This is a genomic window from Dorea sp. AM10-31, assembly GCF_003435815.1.
Taxonomy (GTDB): domain Bacteria; phylum Bacillota; class Clostridia; order Lachnospirales; family Lachnospiraceae; genus Dorea_D; species Dorea_D hominis.
Genome location: NZ_QTUV01000002.1, coordinates 43,831 through 65,843 on the forward strand (window position 1 = coordinate 43,831; position 22,013 = coordinate 65,843).

General features: G+C 40.5%; 22 protein-coding genes and 1 other annotated feature. Of the genes, 20 read left to right on the plus strand and 2 right to left on the minus strand.

The genetic code is table 11. The features are described 5' to 3' along the window. Positions 1–2: 2 nt before the first annotated feature. Entirely contained in the window at positions 3–1,403 is a 1,401-nt protein-coding gene (pdxR, locus tag DW125_RS03315) for a MocR-like pyridoxine biosynthesis transcription factor PdxR (protein WP_117537142.1), read from the plus strand. Positions 1,404–1,573: 170 nt separating this feature from the next. On the opposite strand, the gene DW125_RS03320 is transcribed toward pdxR, so the two are convergent. Beyond that, positions 1,574–1,924 carry a hypothetical protein gene (locus tag DW125_RS03320; RefSeq protein WP_199537818.1) on the minus strand — a complete coding sequence of 117 codons (351 nt, stop codon included), beginning with the start codon at positions 1,922–1,924 and terminating at the stop codon, positions 1,574–1,576. 173 nt (positions 1,925–2,097) lie between these two features. Here DW125_RS03320 and cls point away from each other — a divergent pair, with 173 nt between their 5' ends. From cls to DW125_RS13985, 12 genes are all read left to right on the plus strand, one after another. Continuing rightward, positions 2,098–3,660: a cardiolipin synthase gene (gene cls, locus DW125_RS03325; protein WP_117537143.1), complete on the plus strand. Its 1,563-nt coding sequence runs from the start codon at positions 2,098–2,100 to the stop codon at positions 3,658–3,660. A gap of 141 nt (positions 3,661–3,801) precedes the next feature. After that, positions 3,802–5,082: an adenylosuccinate synthase gene (locus DW125_RS03330; RefSeq protein ID WP_117537144.1), complete on the plus strand. Its 1,281-nt coding sequence runs from the start codon at positions 3,802–3,804 to the stop codon at positions 5,080–5,082. Positions 5,083–5,257: 175 nt separating this feature from the next. After that, positions 5,258–5,419: a hypothetical protein gene (locus DW125_RS13980; protein WP_158549884.1), complete on the plus strand. Its 162-nt coding sequence runs from the start codon at positions 5,258–5,260 to the stop codon at positions 5,417–5,419. A 39-nt stretch (positions 5,420–5,458) separates the two neighbouring features. Then, positions 5,459–5,965: an SEC-C metal-binding domain-containing protein gene (locus DW125_RS03335; protein ID WP_117537145.1), complete on the plus strand. Its 507-nt coding sequence runs from the start codon at positions 5,459–5,461 to the stop codon at positions 5,963–5,965. Beyond that, a complete protein-coding gene (locus DW125_RS03340; RefSeq protein ID WP_242992891.1) occupies positions 5,950–6,693 on the plus strand; it encodes a YdcF family protein in 744 nt (247 codons plus the stop codon). Before DW125_RS03335 ends, DW125_RS03340 begins: the two co-directional genes overlap by 16 nt. 402 nt (positions 6,694–7,095) lie before the next feature. Then, positions 7,096–9,021, plus strand: a complete 1,926-nt coding sequence (gene thrS, locus DW125_RS03345) for a threonine--tRNA ligase (RefSeq protein WP_117537146.1) — start codon at positions 7,096–7,098, stop codon at positions 9,019–9,021. Between the two features lie 87 nt (positions 9,022–9,108). Beyond that, positions 9,109–9,429 (plus strand): DUF1540 domain-containing protein, encoded by a 321-nt coding sequence (locus DW125_RS03350; RefSeq protein ID WP_021861051.1) that lies wholly within the window; start codon positions 9,109–9,111, stop codon positions 9,427–9,429. 170 nt (positions 9,430–9,599) lie between these two features. Next, positions 9,600–11,048, plus strand: a complete 1,449-nt coding sequence (locus DW125_RS03355) for an AI-2E family transporter (protein ID WP_226976316.1) — start codon at positions 9,600–9,602, stop codon at positions 11,046–11,048. Positions 11,049–11,062: 14 nt separating this feature from the next. Beyond that, a complete protein-coding gene (gene metA, locus DW125_RS03360; RefSeq protein ID WP_117537148.1) occupies positions 11,063–11,989 on the plus strand; it encodes a homoserine O-acetyltransferase MetA in 927 nt (308 codons plus the stop codon). 241 nt (positions 11,990–12,230) lie between these two features. Beyond that, a complete protein-coding gene (locus DW125_RS03365) occupies positions 12,231–12,569 on the plus strand; it encodes a type II toxin-antitoxin system RelE/ParE family toxin (RefSeq protein ID WP_117537149.1) in 339 nt (112 codons plus the stop codon). Between the two features lie 27 nt (positions 12,570–12,596). Next, positions 12,597–12,887 (plus strand): helix-turn-helix domain-containing protein, encoded by a 291-nt coding sequence (locus DW125_RS03370; protein ID WP_021861047.1) that lies wholly within the window; start codon positions 12,597–12,599, stop codon positions 12,885–12,887. A gap of 70 nt (positions 12,888–12,957) precedes the next feature. Then, a complete protein-coding gene (locus DW125_RS13985) occupies positions 12,958–13,095 on the plus strand; it encodes a hypothetical protein (protein ID WP_158549885.1) in 138 nt (45 codons plus the stop codon). A 200-nt stretch (positions 13,096–13,295) separates the two neighbouring features. Here the strand turns inward: DW125_RS13985 and DW125_RS03375 are convergent, their stop codons facing one another. Continuing rightward, positions 13,296–13,829: an ECF transporter S component gene (locus DW125_RS03375; protein ID WP_117537150.1), complete on the minus strand. Its 534-nt coding sequence runs from the start codon at positions 13,827–13,829 to the stop codon at positions 13,296–13,298. A 638-nt stretch (positions 13,830–14,467) separates the two neighbouring features. Between DW125_RS03375 and DW125_RS03380 the strand changes: the two genes are divergently transcribed. The 7 genes from DW125_RS03380 (at position 14,468) to DW125_RS03410 (ending at position 22,006) form a co-directional block, all read left to right on the plus strand. Next, complete coding sequence (locus DW125_RS03380) at positions 14,468–15,853, plus strand: alanine/glycine:cation symporter family protein (RefSeq protein WP_117537151.1); 1,386 nt, start codon at positions 14,468–14,470, stop codon at positions 15,851–15,853. A gap of 81 nt (positions 15,854–15,934) precedes the next feature. Continuing rightward, positions 15,935–16,183: a binding site (T-box leader), on the plus strand. Positions 16,184–16,305: 122 nt separating this feature from the next. After that, the gene (locus DW125_RS03385; protein WP_117537152.1) at positions 16,306–17,337 is read left to right on the plus strand and encodes an ABC transporter substrate-binding protein; all 1,032 of its coding nucleotides are present in this window, start codon (positions 16,306–16,308) and stop codon (positions 17,335–17,337) included. Positions 17,338–17,374: 37 nt separating this feature from the next. Then, positions 17,375–18,247, plus strand: a complete 873-nt coding sequence (locus DW125_RS03390) for an ABC transporter permease (protein ID WP_117537153.1) — start codon at positions 17,375–17,377, stop codon at positions 18,245–18,247. After that, positions 18,248–19,021, plus strand: coding sequence for an ABC transporter ATP-binding protein (locus DW125_RS03395; protein WP_117537154.1), 774 nt, complete (start codon positions 18,248–18,250; stop codon positions 19,019–19,021). Positions 19,022–19,069: 48 nt separating this feature from the next. Then, positions 19,070–19,591, plus strand: a complete 522-nt coding sequence (locus DW125_RS03400; RefSeq protein ID WP_117537155.1) for a deoxyuridine 5'-triphosphate nucleotidohydrolase — start codon at positions 19,070–19,072, stop codon at positions 19,589–19,591. 55 nt (positions 19,592–19,646) lie between these two features. Next, positions 19,647–21,008, plus strand: a complete 1,362-nt coding sequence (locus DW125_RS03405; protein WP_021861039.1) for a spore germination protein — start codon at positions 19,647–19,649, stop codon at positions 21,006–21,008. Positions 21,009–21,142: 134 nt separating this feature from the next. Continuing rightward, positions 21,143–22,006 (plus strand): DegV family protein, encoded by an 864-nt coding sequence (locus tag DW125_RS03410; protein ID WP_117537156.1) that lies wholly within the window; start codon positions 21,143–21,145, stop codon positions 22,004–22,006. Positions 22,007–22,013 lie beyond the last annotated feature (7 nt).

The window sequence follows — 22,013 nt, forward strand, 5'->3', positions numbered from 1 at the left end:
ATATGAATGAATTAACGATTGATCTAAAAGCACACAGTAAGGTTCCACTTTATGAGCAGATCTACGAACATATTAAAACAGAGATCCGCAGAGGGAAGCTCTCCTATGGGGAGAAGCTTCCTTCTACGAGAGCGCTGTCCAGACATCTGGAAGTCAGCCGCAGCACGATTGAACTAGCCTATGAACAGTTATTGTCCGAAGGTTATCTGGAATCAGAACCGTGCCGCGGTTATTTTGTAGCACAGATTGAAGAATTGTATCAGTTGTCGGCAGCAAAGCCTGCAGTTGTGGAAGAAAAACAAGAAAAACAAGAAAAATATCGGTTTGATTTTACACCAAATGGTGTAGATCTTAAGAGTTTTCCGTATAATGTCTGGAGAAAGCTTTCCAAAGATATATTGATTGATGATCGGACAGAATTATTCCGAAGCGGGGATTCGCAGGGAGAATATGGATTCCGCAATGCAATCTGTAATTACCTGTATCAGGCGCGGGGAGTGCATTGTACGCCGGAGCAGATTCTGATCGGAGCCGGAAGTGATTATATTCTGATGTTGTTAAGTATCATTTTAGGAAAGAATCACCGGATTGCTTTTGAAGATCCGACTTATAAACAGGCATACCACGTACTTTCCGGTCTGGGATACGAGACAGTGCCTGTTCCGGTAGATAAAAATGGTCTGCGTGTGGATGCTTTGAAAATGAAAAATGCTGATATTGCTTATGTAACGCCGTCTCATCAGTATCCGACAGGGATTGTCATGCCGTTGAAACGCCGTCTGGAATTATTGCGATGGGCAAATGAAAAGGAAGGACGTTTCATTATTGAAGATGATTATGACAGTGAGTTCCGGTATAAAGGGAAACCGATTCCGGCATTACAGGGATATGATTCCGATGAGAAAGTTATTTATCTGGGAACATTTTCCAAATCGATCGCGCCGGCGATCCGACTGAGCTATATGGTTCTGCCGGTACCGCTTCTAAAAAAATACAGGGGAAATTACCGGTTCATTAATTCTACCGTATCGAAGGTGGATCAACTGATTGTGCAAAAATTCATTGAAGAAGGATATTATGAGCGCCATCTGAACAAGACGCGAGCGTTATATAAGAACCGGCATGACGTGCTGATTGAGGCATTAAAGCCACTGCTTGGCAGATGCAGGATTTCCGGGGAACATGCAGGTGTGCATCTGCTACTTAATTTCAAGGATGGTACATCAGAAGAATTTCTGATCCGGAAGGCAAAGGAAGCCGGCGTCCGTGTGTACGGAATGTCCCAGTACCGTATCGAAACTACAGAAGAGCCGGCGACAATTCTTCTTGGATATGCGAATATGTCTGAAGAAGATATCAAAGAAGCAGTAAACCTTCTGAACCAGTGCTGGACAGAGTTATAAAAAGCTTCAGCGGCTGTCGGTTACTGCCATGGCAGAAATAAACAAGATGTGAGCATATAGAGCACAGGCATAAAATAAAGGGCGTTATACAAATTTAGAATTTGTGTAATGCCCTTTTGCTCATTTAACAAAATCTGTGTTTATTATTAAATGAATGCTGATTTGAAAATTTATTCCTGTTCTTCCTTATCCGGATCAGTATTTTCTGTTTCGGTTCCTTCGCTGGAAGTGTCAACGTTTTCTGTTATATCAGTTTCAGTACTGTTATCAGAGGAGTGATCCTCATCAGAGTCAGCATTTTCTTCGCTGTTAGTCTTTGGTGTAAGTGGTACATAACCTCTGTCAGAGACCGGCTTCAGATCATTGTCCAGATCAAAGCCTTCATTTTCAAAGATATCGTCGAGATCATCGTCAAAATCGTCCTCGTCGTCAGCTTTTGTCTTCTTAAAGTAATAGAAAATACCTGCGGCAGCACTGCCGATCGCAGCGAGTCCGAATAAACGTTTCCATAATTTATTCATAAGTAAATACTCCTTTCGTCGTGTTGTTCTAATAGATGTATTGTAATACTTTTCAGAAGAAAAAGAAAGGGATAGACTTATAAAAATACTATAAAACTTGACAAAATTGTGATACACTGTAAAATATATTTTTTGAAGAAAGTGTAGTAAAAGAGGAGATTGGTAGTTAGTTTATGAAGAAACATGAACCAAAAAAAACAGCAAAAAAAGGATTGTTTCGTATTGTTTTCAGTCGTTCCGGTATTATGCTCCTGCTGATTCTCATGCAGATCGGAGTCTTTACGATAACTACATTCCGGCTGCAGGAATATTCGACAGCAATCAGCGGAATCATGCTTTGCATGCGAGTTATAGTAATCATTTACGTAATCAATTCGGAGGGCAATCCGGCATTTAAGATGACATGGATTTTGTGTATTATCACGTTTCCGGTTGTAGGAACGCTGTTTTATATTTATGTGAAGCTGCAGGTGGGGACACGCTTTCTGAAGCACAGACTTAGTACACTCAAAACAGAGATGTCCCAGTATATGGTGCAGGATAAAGATACAGTAGATGCACTATGGGCAAGCCGATCAGCGAATGCAAGGCTGTCGCATTATCTTTCAAACCAGCTGAACTTTCCGACATACCGGAATACGCAGGTCCGTTATTTCCCATTGGGGGAAGACAAATTCCGTTGCCTGCTTGCGGAGCTTAAGAAAGCACGAAAATTTATTTTTATGGAATATTTTATTGTCGAAGAAGGATACATGTTGGATCAGATTCTGGAGATATTGATCCAGAAAGTAAGAGAAGGTGTGGAAGTTCGTTTTATGTATGACGGAATGTGTGCGATTTCCATGCTTCCGTATGATTATCCGGAGAAATTAAAACACTATGGAATCCAGTGTAAAATGGCAAATGCAGTAAAGCCGTTTCTGTCTACAACACAGAATAACAGAGATCACCGGAAAATCTGTGTTATAGACGGAAAAACAGCATTTACAGGAGGAATCAACATTGGAGATGAGTACATTAACCGGAAAGAACGGTTCGGCCATTGGAAAGATACAGCAATCATGTTAAAGGGGGATGCGGTACAGAGCTTTACAATGATGTTTCTGGAGATGTGGAATGTAGATGAGCGATATTCAGAAAACTATCATCGCTATCTGACACCAAAACGCCGGGAATTGCACCGGGAATACGGCTATATAATTCCTTATGCAGACAGTCCGTATGATGATGAAAATGTAGGCGAAGAGGTTTATTTCCATATTCTGAACCATGCGAGAAAATATGTACATATTATGACCCCGTATCTGATATTGGATAACGAGATGATCACGACGTTGACGCGTGTGGCAAAAAGTGGCGTGGAGGTCAGTATCATCATGCCACATATTCCGGATAAGTGGTATGCTTTTGCTGTGGCCAAGACATATTACAAAGAGCTGATAGAAGGCGGCGTCCGGATTTATGAATACGAGCCGGGGTTTGTTCATGCAAAGGTATTTGTGGCAGACGATGATACGGCAAGTGTAGGTACGATCAATCTGGATTACCGGAGCCTATATCTGCATTTTGAATGCGGAGCCTTTATTTACAATAATTCAGAAATTGACAGAATTGAACGTGATTTTCAGGAAACACTGGAGAAATGTCATAAAGTGACGCTGATGGAAGTAAAGAATCGGTCACTGCTGACCAAGATTGTCGGACAGGTATTAAAACTTGTAGCGCCGCTTATGTAAAAATAGAAAAAAACGTAGAAAAACAGTGAAAATGTACAAAATTTGTTTTACAGAAACACGGAAATATAGTATAATAACGAATGGTGTCTTAGGACACCCGAATGAAGAATGATATGTGATAATAACACAGGAGGAATTGATATGGTTAAAGCAGTCGTAGGTGCTAACTGGGGAGACGAAGGTAAAGGAAAAATTACAGATATGCTTGCTGAGGAAGCTGACATTATCGTACGTTTCCAGGGTGGAGCCAATGCAGGACATACAATCGTTAATAATTATGGAAAATTTGCCCTTCATACATTACCGTCAGGGGTATTTTATGATCATACAACAAGTATCATCGGAAATGGTGTTGCATTAGATATTCCGGTACTTTTCAAGGAAGTACAGTCTATCGTTGACAGAAATGTTCCGATGCCGAAGATTCTTGTATCTGACAGAGCGCAGATGGTAATGTCTTACCACAAAGATTTTGATGCATATGAAGAAGAGAGACTCGGAGGCAAGTCTTTCGGATCTACAAAGTCCGGAATTGCACCGTTCTATTCAGATAAGTATGCAAAGATCGGTTTCCAGGTAAGCGAGTTATTTGATGATGAATTATTAAAAGAAAAAGTAGTAAGAGTTGCAGAGCAGAAGAATGTTCTTCTGAAGCATCTGTATCACAAACCGCTGATCAATCCGGATGATCTCTATGAAGAGCTGATGGAGTACAAAGCAAAAGTTGAGCCGTTTGTATGTGATACATCCCTGTTCCTGCACAATGCATTAAAAGAAGGAAAGAATATTCTGTTAGAAGGACAGTTAGGTTCTCTGAAGGATCCGGATCACGGAATTTATCCAATGGTTACTTCTTCTTCCACACTGGCTGGATACGGAGCAATCGGAGCAGGTATTCCACCGTATGAGATTCAGAAGATCGTGACAGTATGCAAAGCATACTCCAGTGCAGTTGGAGCAGGTGCATTTGTAAGTGAGATCTTCGGAGAAGAAGCAGACGAGTTAAGACGCCGCGGCGGAGACGGTGGCGAGTTCGGAGCAACAACCGGACGTCCGAGACGTATGGGATGGTTTGACTGTGTAGCTTCCAAATATGGATGTCGTATGCAGGGAACAACAGATGTTGCATTTACAGTATTGGATGTCCTTGGATACCTGGAAGAGATTCCGGTATGCGTAGGATATGAGATTGACGGTGAAGTTACAACAGACTTCCCGCCGACACATCTTCTTGAGAAAGCAAAACCGGTATTTAAGACACTGCCGGGATGGAACTGTGATATCCGTGGAATCAAGAAATATGAAGACCTTCCGGAAAACTGCCGTAAGTATATCGAGTTCGTAGAAGAACAGATTGGTTATCCGATCACAATGGTATCAAACGGACCTGGAAGAGAAGACATTATTTATCGTAATAAATAATTAAGATTCTTAATACCTCTTAAGAAAAGTGTTATTTTATCTTTAGAAATCTGCCACAGGATGTACACATTCTGCTGATAAGATGATTTTGCCGCTAAGATTACGTCATATACAGAGCAATCTGTGAATATAATAGTAAGGCGGGAGTAAGAATGACCGAGAAGGAGGTATACTTATGAATCAGAAAACTACTTCAGAATATCAGGAAGTGATATCGATGGAAGAGTATTTAGACAAGAGAAAAAGACAGAAAAAGAATGCCCCTGAGAACAGTAGCAAGATGGAAGCTACCATTCCTGTGAATGTTGCATGGGCGTTCGCCGAGATGTATATATAAGAGAAATGAACTAGAAACATAAGAAGGAGTAACATAGATATGAGTCGTACATTATTAGAACAGTGGAAAGACATCGCTTATGATGAGACTGCTGACAGAGGACAGCTTCAGAACTTCTGGGGAAGCTATTTCCAGATTGAGAAGGAGATTTATGAAAAGCTTCTTTCTAATCCGGATGAAGAAGTCAGAGGAACTGTAAAAGAGCTGGCTGAGAGATATGGACAGGATGTCATGACAATGGTAGGATTTCTGGATGGTATTGACGAGAGTTTGGTTGTGCCAAACCCAATCGATACAATGGACGAAGATACCGTTGTGAATCTTGTGTTTGACAAGGAAAAGCTTTACAAAAACATGGTTGCAGCGAGAGCTGACTGGCTGTATGAACTTCCGCAGTGGGAAGAGATTTTTTCTGAGTCTGAACTGAAAAAGTTATACAAAGAGCAGAAAGAGTCTACAACAATCCGCAAAGGCAAGAAGATCGGACGTAACGATCCGTGCCCGTGCGGTTCAGGAAAGAAGTATAAGAAATGTTGTGGAAAATAATATTGCTAATGCTCGCAGTTTTGTGCCTGGTCTATTATGGAGTGATTCGACTGGCAACCGGGCGATGGAATTCAACATTTGCAAGAGTCTGGCCAGTAGCAGGAGTCCTGTTACTGGCTTTTTCCTATCTGGAATGGAGAGGACGTCTGCCACATGTAATGATGCTGGCAATATTGGCAATCTGTGTATTGATCATACTGACCTGTATACCGATTCTGTATACGATGTTTGTTAAAGAAAATGATGCATGCGATTATCTGATCATATTGGGTGCGCATGTGAATGGCAGGGTACCAAGTGATTCACTGGAACGCAGAATCAGAAAAGCGGAGCAATATCTGAAATCACATCCGATGACTAAAGTCATCGTCTCCGGAGGTCAGGGAAAGGGCGAAGATATTACAGAAGCAGAAGCGATGGAGATCTATCTGTGGGAGCATGGCATTGAGAAAGAACGGATTTTAAAGGAAACGGCATCGACAACGACGAGAGAGAATTTAAGATTTTCCAAAGCATTATTTACACCGGAGATCGTAAAGGTTGGAATTGTGACAAATAATTTCCATTTACACAGGTCATGTGCTCTTGCAAATAGACTCGGATATCCACATGTGTATCCGATTTCTGCCGGATGTAAAGGAAGTCTCTTTTTGAATTATATGATGCGTGAGGTTCCGGCGATGTGGAAGTTCTGGCTTGACAAAGAAAAAGACAGTGATATAATATAAAGCGTATATGAAAGACATATGCCAAATGCGTAGATGAGACGAGTAAGTTGGGAAAGGAATAGCAGAGAGAGAAGTCACCGGCTGCAAGCTTCTTATTTTGGAACCTTCTGAAGACTACCTCGGAGTGGCTGTAAAACAGCCCGGTGATTCCGTTATCATCATGAATGAAGTGGTTTCGATCAGAGATATTTTTAACATACAAGTATGATCGTTTCAAACAGGGTGGAACCGCGAGAGAACTCGTCCCTTACAGTGATTGCTGTAAGGGATTTTTTTAATAATAGAAAACCGCATTTCCTATTATTTTAAAAGCCTCCGGCAGGATGTGTACTCGCACATTCTATTTAACCCCTTACCAGCGAATAAAAAGCGAAATAATAAAATAAAAGGAGAGAAAACATTATGAAAATCACATTAAAAGATGGATCTGTTATGGAATTTGAACAGGAAATGTCCGTTCTTGATGTTGCAAAATCAATCAGCGAAGGTCTTGCAAGAGTAGCAACATCTGCAAAAGTAGACGGAGATATTGTAGATCTTCGTACTGTACTTGACAAAGACTGCGAACTGGAAATTCTTACTTTTGATTCAGAAGACGGAAATGGTGCATTTAATCATACAGCAGCACATATTATGGCACAAGCTGTAAAACGTCTGTATCCGGAGACAAAACTGGCAATCGGACCTTCTATTGCTAACGGTTTTTACTATGATCTGGATCGTGAAACTGCATTTACAGCAGAAGATCTTGAAAAAATCGAGAAAGAAATGAAAAAAATCGTAAAAGAAGCACTTCCTCTGGAAAGATTTACAAAATCAAGAGAAGAGGCAATTGCATTTTTCGAAGAAAAGGAGGAACCATATAAAGTAGAACTGATTAAAGACCTTCCGGAAGGAGCAGAGATCAGTTTTTACAAACAGGGAGAATTTACAGATCTCTGTGCAGGGCCACATCTGATGTCTACCAAGGCAGTAAAAGCATTTAAGCTGACAAGCCTTGCAGGTGCTTACTGGCGTGGAGATGAGAAGAATAAGATGCTGACAAGAATCTATGGTGTTGCTTATCCGAAGAAAGCACAGTTAGATGAATACCTGCATATGATGGAAGAAGCGAAGAAACGTGACCATAGAAAACTCGGAAAAGAGCTCGGACTTTTTATGATGTGTGAAGAAGGACCTGGATTCCCGTTCTTCCTTCCAAAGGGAATGGTATTAAAGAATACACTGCTCGATTACTGGAGAGAACTGCATAAACGCTGTGGTTATCAGGAAGTTTCCACACCGATCATCTTAAGCAGACATCTGTGGGAGACATCTGGACACTGGGATCACTATAAAGAAAATATGTATACAACCGTGATCGATGATGAAGACTTTGCAATCAAACCAATGAACTGTCCGGGTGGAATGCTTGTTTATAAAGCAGAGCCTCGTTCTTATAAAGATCTTCCGCTCCGTGTCGGTGAACTTGGACTGGTACACCGTCATGAAAAATCCGGTCAGCTTCACGGACTGATGCGTGTACGCTGCTTTACACAGGATGATGCGCACATCTTTATGATGCCGGAACAGATCCGTGATGAGATCAAAGGTGTTGCAGCACTGATCGATGAAGTATATAGCCTGTTCGGATTTAAATATCACGTAGAGTTATCTACCCGTCCGGACAACAGTATGGGAAGCGATGAAGATTGGGAACTTGCAACGGAAGGTTTAAGAGGAGCATTAGACGATCTTGGCCTGGATTATGTTGTAAATGAAGGGGATGGAGCATTCTATGGACCGAAGATTGATTTCCATTTGACAGATTCTATCGGAAGAACATGGCAGTGCGGAACGATCCAGCTTGATATGCAGCTTCCACAAAGATTCGAATTAGAATATACAGGAGCTGACGGAGAGAAACATCGTCCGATCATGATCCACAGAGTTGCATTTGGTTCTATCGAAAGATTTATTGGTATCTTGATCGAGCATTTTGCAGGAGCATTCCCGACATGGCTTGCACCGGTACAGGTTAAAGTACTTCCGATTTCCGATAAATACATGGATTATGCACAGAAAGTACAGGATACATTATACAATGCAGGTATCCGCTCAGAAATTGATTCCAGAGCAGAGAAGATTGGATACAAGATCCGTGAAGCACAGATGCAGAAAATTCCATACATGCTTGTTGTGGGAGCAAAAGAGGAAGAAGCAGGTGTGGTATCTGTAAGAAGTCGTTTTGCAGGTGACGAAGGACAGAAAGATCTGACAGCATTTATGGATGCTTTGAAAGAAGAGATCGATACAAAAACAATCCGCGAAGTCGAAAAAGAAGATTAAAACTTTTATGATATCAAACGGGTAAAAATTTTATTTCCGGATATACTAACTTTGATCTGGTAACAGGATAGAAAAGGAGGGTATAATATGCCGGAATTAAAGTGTACCGTACAGACATGTAAGCACAATCAGAATTATTATTGTGATCTTGACAAGATCACAGTGGGCGGAGACGCCGCAGTTGCACCGAAGGACACTTGTTGCGACAGTTTTGAAGAACGTAAAGACGGATATTCAAACAGCACAGGAAAACAGGCATCGCCGGTCAGCCAGGTAGACTGCCAGGCAACAGAATGTAAATATAATAACAACTGTTCCTGTCAGGCTGGTAAGATCAGCGTGGAAGGTGGAAACGCCTGCACATGTGGGCAGACAGAATGTGCAACATTTGATTGCAGCTGCAGATAAGAAAAATAAGCGTGCCTCTCATAGCACAAAGGAAACTCCCGGAGATCTCTCTCCGGGAGTTTCCTTTTGTGCCGCTGATTGCTTACTGTTACGCCTTTATAGTTGACGCATAAAAGATCGGAGAGTATAATTATTTTATGTGCATTTGTGCAAAGAAGAGGAATAATTATATGAGTGAAAATGAAAAGAAAGAACGGGAAACATATTACAATTCAAAACCAAGACTTGGCGGAAATGGTCCTTCGAAAATCAGACAGCAGTTTAACAGAGGAATGACATATTTTCTTGTGATAGCGGCATCGCTTGCATTTTATTTTGCACTGTTGCGTTTCCGGCATATTTTTAACGTGCTGTGGAAGGTATACGACGTATTGAAACCGATTATTTACGGAGCCGTGATCGCATATCTGCTGAACCCAATCGTCAAAAGAGTAGACAAGAGGCTGATCCCTGTATTAGAGAAAAAGGTTACAAAACCGGGAAGAGCACAGAATATTTCCAGATCTGTCGGTGTGTTTACATCGCTGATTATATTGGGCGCATTGATATCTGCTTTATGCAACCTACTGATACCGGAATTATATGTTAGTATCCGTGATATGATCTATACATTACCGGGACAGCTCAACCATATGGTGTCATCACTGAATAATATCAAAATGGATGATTCTACAACCGGTTCCATTGTAAAGACAGCGATTGAGCAGGGAACAACAATGCTTCAGAACTGGCTGCGCAACGACCTTCTTGGAAAGGTCAATGAACTGATGTCGAATCTAACAGTCGGAGTGCTCAATTTTCTTGGTGAAGTTGTGAACTTCCTGATTGGAGTGATTGTATCCATCTACATTTTATTCAGTAAGGAACTGTTTGCAAAACAGTGCAAGAAGATTGTTTATGCAGTATTGCCAATAAGACATGCTAATCTGCTCCTGCATCTGACAACGAAAAGTAATGAGATATTTGGTGGATTTATTATTGGAAAGATCATTGATTCTGCAATTATTGGAGTACTGTGTTTCTTTGGATTGTCAATTTTAAATATGCCATATACGTTATTAGTAAGTGTGATCGTCGGTGTGACGAATGTCATCCCGTTCTTTGGACCGTACATTGGAGCTGTTCCGAGTGCAATCCTGATCATGCTGGATAGTCCGATAAAAGGACTGTATTTCCTGATATTTATACTGGTATTGCAACAGTTTGACGGTAATATATTAGGACCGAAGATCCTTGGAAATTCCACAGGATTGTCTGCATTCTGGGTAATCGTTGCAATTCTTCTCGGGGGAGGTTTGTTCGGATTCCCGGGTATGCTTATGGGAGTGCCGACATTTGCTGTGATCTATTACATTGTTCAGATGCTTGTAAGCAGCAAGCTGGAACAAAAAATGCTTCCTAAAAATACGGAAGCTTACGATCAGTACAGTTATGTAGACAATGCAGGACAGTATGTACATTCTTCACAGGAGCATGTGCATGCGACGCAGGAATATAAGTATCCGGAACATTCCGCAGTACATATGGAGCATTTTGGTCATATGGAAACCTTTGATGCAAAAATTAGACCAAAGAAAAAGGATGATCAGGAAGAGAATCATAAAAAAGATAACAAATAAAGGGGAATTTAATTATGCCGATTCGTGTGCAGAATGATCTCCCGGTAAAGGAGATCTTAGAGAGTGAAAACATATTTGTAATGGATGAACACCGTGCGATGCATCAGGATATCCGTCCGATCAAGATCGGACTTCTGAATCTGATGCCGCTTAAGGAGGATACGGAGCTTCAGATCCTCCGGTCGCTGTCCAATACACCGTTGCAGGTGGATGTAACGTTTGTTATGGTATCCAGTCATGAAGCAAAGAATACACCGACCAGTCATTTAAACCAGTTTTATAATCGTTTTGGCGAGATTCGGGATGAGAGATTTGACGGATTTATCATTACGGGAGCTCCTGTAGAGCAGATCCCATTTGAGGAAGTAGATTATTGGGAAGAATTAAAGCAGATCATGGAATGGACAAAGACGCATGTTACCTCAACACTGCATCTGTGCTGGGGTGCGCAGGCAGGTATGTATTATCATTTCGGAATTGATAAGAAGCCGTTGCCGGAGAAAGCTTTTGGATTATTCTGGCATAAAGTACTCAACCGTAAGATTCCACTTGTCCGTGGATTTGATGACTGCTTCCTTGCACCACATTCCAGACATACAGAAGTGCCGATGGATGCAGTAAGGAATGACGAGCGAATTACTGTGCTTGCTGAGTCCGATGAAGTTGGACTTTTCCTTGCTATGGCAGATGACGGCAGACAGATTTTCGTAATGGGACATCCGGAATATGACCGGGTAACTCTGGATGGCGAATACAAACGTGATCTTTCCAAAGGCCTGGAGATCGCAATGCCGAAGAATTATTATCCGGGTGATGATCCGGAAAAGACACCGCTCCTTAAGTGGAGAGCGACTGCGAATAACCTGTATACAAACTGGTTGAATTATTACGTATATCAGGCAACGCCGTATGATATGATCGGAACACCGGATTTTCGTTGATTTTACGGGGATTACGAGTATCCTATATATCACATAATTTATTATAATTTAGTATGATTTGTTACGAAAATGGTGTAGAAAAGGTGTACAGAAATAGAAAAATTGTTAAAAAATGGGAATGCCAATTAAGGCATTCCTTTTTTTAATGCAAAAATAATATAAACAGATGTTTTACATTGACGAATACAACATATATGATGTATTATGTGTAATATAAAAGAAGAAAGGAGAATATGTAATTATGATACTACATGATTATGAAACTTCTTCTGGAAGGAATGTAATTAAAGAATATATTGATTCTTTGACAATCCCTGAAATGGTTGATGGATATAGTGTCAGAGAAAAAATGGAGAATGGAGAATTCGAGAAACTGAATATTAAAAGATGGGAGAAAAAAATATACGAAGTATATTTTTACAAATACAATCGCATATTTTATATTATCCCAGACGGTGACAATATTTATTTATTACATGCATGCAGAAAGCAAAAAAACAAAACGGAAAAGGGAGATTCAAAAATAATAAAAAAGAGAGCAAAAGAATTGGGAAAGGCATTGGGAAAGAAATTTATATAAAAATATAGAAAAAGAGGAGTGAAAGATATGCCATTCATACAAGCAAATATAAAAAAAGAAATTGAAGAAAAAAGAAAGGATGACAGTGAATTTAGAGAAGCATGGGATGAATCTCGTGCGGAGTATGAATTAATAGAAAAAATGATTATGCTGAGAAAGGAAGAAAATATAACACAAAAAGAATTAGCAAAATTATCCGGTAAAAGACAACAGACAATTTCAAAGATAGAACGCAAGGAAACAGTTCCTACTATAACGGCATTTAATAATTTATTAAATGCATTAGGATATGAGTTAAAGATTGTAAAAAAGCAGTAATTTGATTAATATATTGGGAGATATATTATGTTATGAACACCGGATTTTCGGTAGAAAAAGGAGAAGGAAAATGAAAAGATCAAAAAGAAAAGTCGTACAAAGCTGCCTGCTTGTCATGCTCTCTGCATTGGTTGTGGGAGGTCTTGCATCTGGACGAACTTGCATAACTGCGTCGGCAGATTCAGCAAAAAAGGTCGTTCTTGTGTAAGGACAGAAAAAACAACTTAAGATTCATCCGAATTGTTAAGAACTCAAAATCATCTTATAAATATAAGGTGAAAAGTTTAAAATATAATATAAACGTCTAAAAAGAAAACATACATAAGTAGTTAAAAAGAACCAGCGCATGATTTCATGTGCTGGTTCTTTTATGAGGGGCAAATATCTGAACAAAAATGATAATGTCACTTAGGAATGAGCGCGTTCCCCGGCAAGCTGTCTCACGTCCGGGATAGCGATCAGAGCCGGATATAAGATTGCGGAAATGATCAGTCCTCCGATACCCTGGATGATGTTGGCAGGAACACTTGCAAGTGCACCAGATACACCATAAAGAAAAATTTCGCAGAGGCAGTAGCCGCCGGCAACAAGTACAATATCAGCAATTCCACCAAGGATAACTGATGTAAATCTTGTCTTGGAAGAATGTCCAAGTTTCTGGTAAATCAGTCCTGCTGCAAGAGCAACCAGACCTTTGATCACAAATGTAATCGGTACATAGATAAAATATCCGCCAATCAAATCAGCCATTGCAGAACCGATACCGCCGGCAAGGAGTCCGTATACCGGACCAAGGATCACACCGGAGAGAATCACAACTGCATCACCCGGATGGATATATCCGCCGGTTCCAGGAGTAGGAATGTGAATCGACATGGTTGCTACACACGATAAAGCAGCAAATAAAGCTGTCATAACAATTTTTTTCAGATTTGAATTCATAACTATCAGACCTCATTTCTTTTGTTTTGTTGTAGAAACTTTACAACGAAACTGGATTGAAATAAAGAACCAGTTATTGCAAAAATAACCACGCCAGTTTGGAGAGTGATAATATTTATCAGTTTGGAAACCCTTGTTTTACAGACTGACATTGACAGAAAATAAAACTACTTTGGCTGTCTTCTTTTTTCTTAAATTATAGTCATATACGGAATATTTAAAACATATAATATACAAAAAATACTTGCATGCAAATTCCAAATATGGTAGTATAATTTCGTAAATTGGTTTAATGAATACAAGTTGTGCGAAAATTAGACTCCAAGGATGGAATTTCCCCGGAGTCTTTTTGTTATGGCAAAGAGGAAAATACACGCACTTATGCAAGTGCATCTTCGAACGCTAATCAGCGGATAAAACATACCAGTGTGTATTGACGAATACATGCAAGGACAACTTATTTGAAAAGAGATTTTCTAAAAATATTAGATAAAACGCCGAATTGTTCGATAATTATATAACAATTATTGATGTGTTCAATAAGTTCGGTTAAAATGTATTCAATAACTAAATAACCGGTATAGAAAGTACATGTACAGTAACTTAAGGACAGAGAATTCATGAAAAGGGGGCACATTATGTTAGAAGCAATTAATTCTGTCGTTACCGCAATTAATGGTGTTGTATGGGGCTGGCCGATGATCATACTCTTGTTTGGAACTCATCTTTATATGACTTTCCGGACAGGATTCATCCAGTGGAAGTCCGTAACAAAAGGAATCAAGTTATCTGTAACAAAAGATCCGGATGCAGAAGGAGAAGTATCACAGTTTGGTGCGCTTACGACTGCTCTGGCGGCAACAATCGGAACTGGTAATATTATAGGTGTAGGAACAGCAATCGCTCTTGGTGGACCGGGAGCAGTTCTCTGGATCTGGCTTACCGGCGTTTTTGGAATCGCAACAAAATATGCAGAGTCACTGATCGCAGTGAAGTATCGTGTAAAGACAGACGATGGACGTATGCAGGGCGGTGCTATGTATGCGTTGGAGCGTGGATTGAATATGAAGTGGTTAGGTCTTCTGTTTGCAATTTTCGGAGGATTTGCTTCATTCGGTATCGGATGTGCAACGCAGGTGAACGCAATTGCAACAGTCTGCTATACAAACTTCCACATTCCAAGATGGCTGGTAGGTGTGGTAGTTGCAATATTAACAGCAATTGTTATTTTCGGTGGAATCAAAGCGATTGCAAATGTATGTGAGAAGCTTGTTCCATTTATGGCAATTTTCTATGTACTGGGATGTATCGTGATTCTCTGTATGAATTATGATTACATAATTCCAGCACTTGGAGTCATATGTCGGCTTGCATTTACACCAGGCGCAGCAGCAGGTGGTCTGGTAGGAAGCGGAATTATGATGGCACTCCGGTTTGGTGTAGCAAGAGGACTTTTCTCCAATGAATCCGGTCTTGGATCTGCGCCGATCGCAGCAGCGGCAGCACAGACAAGGAATCCGGTCCGTCAGGCTCTGGTATCTTCTACAGGAACATTCTGGGATACTGTTGTTGTATGTGCAATGACAGGTCTTGTACTTGTAACAACAATTATGAAGAACCCATCGATTAATGCAGATGAGATCCCGGATGGTGGTGTCTTGACATCTCTTGCATTTGGTCAGATTCCGGTTCTTGGACCGATCATTCTGACACTTGGTATTGTTTCATTTGCATATTCTACTGTTCTTGGATGGGCATATTACGGAGAACGCTGTGTAGAATATTTTGCCGGCAAAAAAGTATTATTACTGTATCGTTGCCTGTATGTGGCAGTTGCAGTTATCGCACCGGTTGTAGCGCTGGATCTTGTATGGCTGATCGCAGATACATTGAATGCGCTGATGGCGATACCAAACCTTGTGGCAGTATTGTTGTTGTCAAATGTTATCATCAGTGAAACGAAGAAATACATCAACGATCTCGACGCAAAAGATGACACACCAATTCCGGTTATTAAAGATTAGTTAAAAATTTGAGTTGCAAAATTAATCAAAGTTGTTCTTGACAAATATACTTTAATGAAGTAAAGTAGTGATTGTAGATAAGCAAAACCGTTGAGAAAGAGTAGTAGATTATCTGATGACATTACAGAGAGCGATGGGTGGTGGAACATCGTATGGAATGGATAATTGAATGGCCTTTCGAGGGCAGTCTGAAATCTTTGAGAGTAGGGCTTGTCGGGAACCGAACCCGTTATCAATCAGGAGTGTATGTTAGTACATGAGAAAAGTGGACGATTCGTCAAGTTGAGTGGTACCGCGATAATATTTCAGAATAATATTACCGTCTCAAACCGATAGGTTTGAGGCGGTTTTCTTATTTTATAAGACTTCCTTATCTGCCAGTCGGTTCCGATCATTTTTCTCTCCTAACAGGAAACAAAAATCAATAAACACAGAAAAAGGAGAAAAAGACAATGAAAAAAAGAGTATTAGCAGCAGTATTAGCAACAATGATGGCAGCAACGATGATGGCAGGATGTGGAAAGTCAGAGACAAAGAGTGAAGCAAAGAAAGACAGTTACACAATCGGTATTGAACAGTTCGCAGAGCACGGTTCACTGGACAACTGCCGGGAAGGTTTCTTAAAAGGACTGGAAGACGAAGGAATCAAAGAAGGCAAGAATCTGAAAATTAAGTATAAGAATGCAGCTGCAGATATGGGAACTGCCGGACAGATTTCAGACAGTTTTGTTTCAGATAAAGTGGACCTGATCTGTGCGATCGCAACACCAAGTGCACAGAGTGCATACAATGCAGCAATGGACAAAGACATTCCGGTTATCTATACAGCCGTTACCGATCCGGTAAGTGCTGAACTTGCAGACAAAGATGGCGAAGCCGTAGGAAATACAACCGGAACATCTGACAAACTTCCGATAAAAGAACAGCTGGAAATGATCCGTAAGATGTTACCGGATGCAAAAAAGATCGGAATCATGTATACAACGAGTGAAGCAAATTCTGTATCTGCGATCAAAGAATATGAAAGCCTTGCAAAAGATTATGGATTTATACTTGTGAAGAAAGGAATCTCAACAACAGCAGATGTTTCGCTTGCTGCAGATGATCTGTTAAGCAAAGTGGAATGCATCACAAACCTGACAGACAACACAGTCGTATCTTCCCTGCCGACAATTCTTGACAAAGCAAATGCAAAGAAGATCCCGGTATTCGGAAGTGAGATCGAACAGGTTAAGCTCGGATGCCTTGCAGCGGAAGGACTGGATTACATTGCACTTGGAGAGCAGACTGGTAAGATGGCAGCACAGGTATTAAAAGGCGAAAAGAAAGCAGAAGAAATGAACTATGAAACCATTAAAAAACCAGGTTTCTATGTAAATAAAAAAGTAGCTTCAAATCTTGGAATCAAAGTTCCGGATGAACTGTCCAAGAGTGCAGTAGAAAGCTTTGACGAGATCACAGCAAGCAAAAAGACAGAAAAATAAGAAGAATTAAGAAAGTAATGTTTTGGGAGGAAGTTTCATGGATTTTATCATAACGATTTTAGAACAGGGGCTGATATATGCAATATTGGCGCTGGGTGTATATATTACTTATAAGATACTGGATTTTCCTGATCTGACAGTAGATGGAAGTTTTCCACTGGGAGCAGCTGTAACAGCTGCTCTCATTACAAGAGGGATGAATCCTTATCTGACACTGCCGGTCTCCTTTTTGGCAGGAGTGCTGGCAGGTATATGTACCGGACTGATTCATGTGAAATGTAAAGTAAGAGATCTGTTGTCCGGAATTATTATGATGACGGCACTGTGGACTGTAAATCTTTACATTGCAGGTACAGCGAATGTACCGCTTTTTTCTCGGGACAGTATTTTTAAAAATGATTTTCTAATAGGAATTGTACCGGAGAGTATGAAAAGTTATGTGACGCTGATCGTCGTACTCATCCTTGCGGTTGTATGCAAGATCATTCTGGATCTTTATATGAATACAAAGTCCGGATACCTGCTCCGTGCAGTCGGAGATAATGAGACAGTCGTAACTGCACTTGCCAAAGATCAGGGCAATGTGAAAATATTAGGACTTGCAATTGCAAACGGACTTGTATCTCTGGCAGGATGTGTATTCGCACAGGAAGAGCGTGTGTTTGAAATCTCCATGGGAACAGGTGCAATCGTTATCGGACTTGCGAGTGTAATCATCGGAACAAGTATTTTCAAGAAAATCTCGTTTGTAAAGACGACAACAGCGGTCATTATCGGTTCGATCATTTACAAAGCATGTGTGGCGGTTGCAATCCGTAACTTTGAACCGCAGGCAATGAAGCTGATCACAGCAGTATTATTCCTGATCATTTTGGTCATCAGTATGGAAAGAAAGACGAAGGTGAAATAGATGTTAGAATTAAAAGGAATTCACAAATATTATAATCCGGGAACAGTCAATGAGATGTGTCTGTTTGATGATTTTGGACTTCAGATTGGAAAAGGTGAATTTGTATCCGTAGTTGGAAGCAACGGCTCCGGCAAGACATCTATGCTGAATCTGATCTGTGGCAGTATTTCACCGGAAAAAGGCAGTATTCTGATGGATGGAAAGGATATTACAAAAGAAAAAGAACATAAAAGAAATCTCCGGATTGGAAGAGTATACCAGAATCCAGCGATGGGAACCTGTCCTTCCATGACGATCCTTGAAAATATGGCACTTGCCGACAACAAAGGAAAAATGTATGGACTTTTGCGGGGAACAAATAAGAACCGCATTTCTTATTACAGAGAACAGTTATCCAGACTGAATCTCGGACTGGAAGATAAGATGAGTGTGAAAGTCGGTGTATTGTCCGGTGGTCAGAGACAGGCGATGGCACTTCTGATGTCAACGATGACACCGATTGATTATCTGATCCTCGATGAGCATACGGCAGCGTTAGATCCAAAGACGGCAGACCTTATCATGGAACTGACCGATCAAATCATAAAGGAGAAAAATCTTACAACGATTATGGTAACACATAATCTCCGTTATGCAGTAGAGTATGGGAACCGGCTTCTTATGATGCATCAGGGAAAAATTGTTTTAGATAAGAAGAAAGACGAAAAAGAAGCAACCTCTATTGATGATATTCTTACAATGTTTAATGAAATCAGTATTGAATGTGGGAACTAAATAATGGTATGCTATATGATAGTTGATCAAAATAAGGAGAATTATGATATGGCTAAGAGAATTGCACAGTTTGAAAAAGTAAGTTTTGTACAGTTTAAAGAAGGATACAAAGATGCATTCGGAGATGTTTCGGATGAAGAAATCCGGGAAATTTATGAAAAAATAAAACTTCCAAGACGAGCAACAGCAGGTTCGGCAGGATATGATTTCTTCATGCCTGTGACGAAGACATTAAAAGTGCAGGAGACATTAAAAGTTCCGACAGGAATTCGTGTGAAGATGGATGAAAACTGGGTACTGAAATGCTATCCGAGAAGTGGTCTTGGATTCAAATACCGTCTGCAGCTTAATAATACAGTTGGAATTATTGACAGCGATTATTATGGTTCCGATAATGAGGGACATATTTTCGCAAAGCTGACAAATGACGGAAAAGAAGGGAAAGAAGTCGAATTAAAAGAAGGTACCGGATTTATGCAGGGAATTTTCGTTGAATATGGAATTACCGTCGATGATGATGTAGAAGAAGTACGCAACGGAGGATTCGGAAGCACCACAAAGAGTGAATAAGATAAAAGAAAAAGGACATCCTAACTGTCAGTAAGACAGTGGAGGGTGAACATATATGAAAGACGGGAAAAAGATTACCGCTTCAAGAGAAGAAAGCACATCCTATATGAATCAGACTCTCCCGATGAGGGAGAGCTTTGACCTGATTCAGCGCGATCTGATGATCGGCGAAAGGATGGCTTCTTTTTATTTTATCAATGGTCTGAATAAAGACGATGATATGTTAAAGTTGATGGATGCACTTTTAAAGATCAAAAAAGAAGATATGCCGGCAGGGATTCTGCAATTTATGGAAATGGCGATTCCCTATACGGAAGTAGAGCTAATAGAAGATTTTGACCAGGTGTTAAAAAATCTGTTTTCTGGTGTTACCTGTCTTTTTGTGGATGGCTATGAGGGAGCAATCGCAATCGATTGCCGTACTTATCCGGCAAGAAGTGTGGAAGAGCCGGATAAAGATAAATCACTTCGTGGTTCCAGAGATGGTTTTGTCGAGACTGTTGTCAGCAATACGGCAATGATAAGACGAAGGATAAGGAGCGAGCATCTTGTAATGGAGATGCAGGAGGTTGGCGACAGTTCGCGCACAGATATTGCCATCTGCTATATGAAAGACCGGGTGAACAAGGAGATTCTCTGCGATTTAAGACAGAAAGTCCTTTCAATCCGAACCGATGATCTCAGAATGAACCAACAGAGTCTTGCAGAATGTCTGATGAAGAGAAAATGGTACAATCCATTTCCGAAATTTAAGTTTACAGAACGACCGGATACGGCTGCTGCATGTCTTTTTGAAGGAAAAGTGGTTCTGCTGGTAGATAATTCTCCATCAGCGATGATCTTGCCGACATCGATCCTGGATGTCATAGAGGAAGCAAATGATTATTATTTTCCAACACTTACAAGAGTGTATCTGAAATCAGCGAGAGGGCTGATTAGCTTTTTGACGATTTTTTTAACACCGGTGTTTCTTCTGCTTATGCAGAATTTGAACTGGCTCCCGAAAATGTTTGCGTTTGTGGCAGTAAAAGATATGATAAATATTCCGCTTATTTTCCAATTGTTGATTCTGGAGATTGCAATTGACGGATTAAGACTTGCAGCTCTTAATACACCGAGTATGTTAAGCACACCGCTCAGCGTGATCGCAGGTCTTGTGATGGGAGAATTTTCCGTAAAGTCCGGCTGGTTTAACAGTGAGGTAATGTTATACATGGCTTTTGTGGCTGTCGCTAATTACACCCAGCCGAATTTTGAACTTGGCTATGCACTCAAATTTATGCGGCTTCAATTGCTTATATTGACTGCTCTCTTTAACTGGATCGGTTTTCTGATCGGATGTATCGTTGTGGTGTGTAGTATCTGTTTTAATAAGACATTGTCCGGGTGGAGTTATCTGCATATACGGTTAAACTGATACGCCGGAAAATGTGAACAAACCGTAATAATTTTGGTGTGATTTTGGTGTAAGTTGGTGTAGTATTATGTTTTGCATATCCTGTTTCCAGGTGGTATAATGTAGCCAACCTAAGAAATAGGAGGATTTGAAAGATGAGTGAATATGTAATTTCTGTCAACAGTACAGTTGACTTACCAAAGGAATGGCTTGAGGAGAGAGCTGTTCCGGTGATTCCGTTAAAATATACGATAGATAAGGAAACTTATGATGATATGTCAGGTCTTACGTCAAAGGAATTTTTCCAAAAGTTAAGAGAAGGAAAGATGGCTGTGACGACACAGGTAAACCCGGAGCAGGCAAAAGAAGGTCTGGAGAAGATTGTAAGAGAGGGAAAAGATATCCTTCATCTGGCATTTTCTTCCGGACTCAGCGGTACATATAACAGTATGCGGATTGCGGCAGAAGAGCTGAAAGAAGAATATCCGGAGCGTAAGATCATCGTGATTGACACGTTGTGTGCTTGTATGGGAGAAGGACTTCTTCTGTATTATGCACTGAAACATAAGAAGGAAGGCATGTCCGTTGAAGAACTTGCAGACTGGGTAGAGCAGAATAAATTACATGTCTGCCACAATGTCACAGTAGATGACCTGCATCATCTGCAGAGAGGCGGGCGTGTGTCAAAGACAGCGGCAGTTCTCGGAACAATGGTACAGATTAAGCCGATTATCCATGTAGATGACGAAGGTAAGCTGCAGGTGATCGGTAAAGAGAGAGGAAGAAAACGTTCTATCCAGAAGATTGTAGATATGTCTGTAGAGCGTTCAAAAGGATGGGATAATGAGATTATCATGATCACACATGGAGACTGCCCGGAAGATGCAGAATATCTGGCAAAAGTTGTCCGTGAGAAGATGGGAGTAGAGAATATTCTTATCAATAATATCGGAACCGTGATTGGAAGCCATACCGGTCCGGGTGTACTGGCGGTATTCCATATGGGTGGAAAGAGATAGGCAAAGA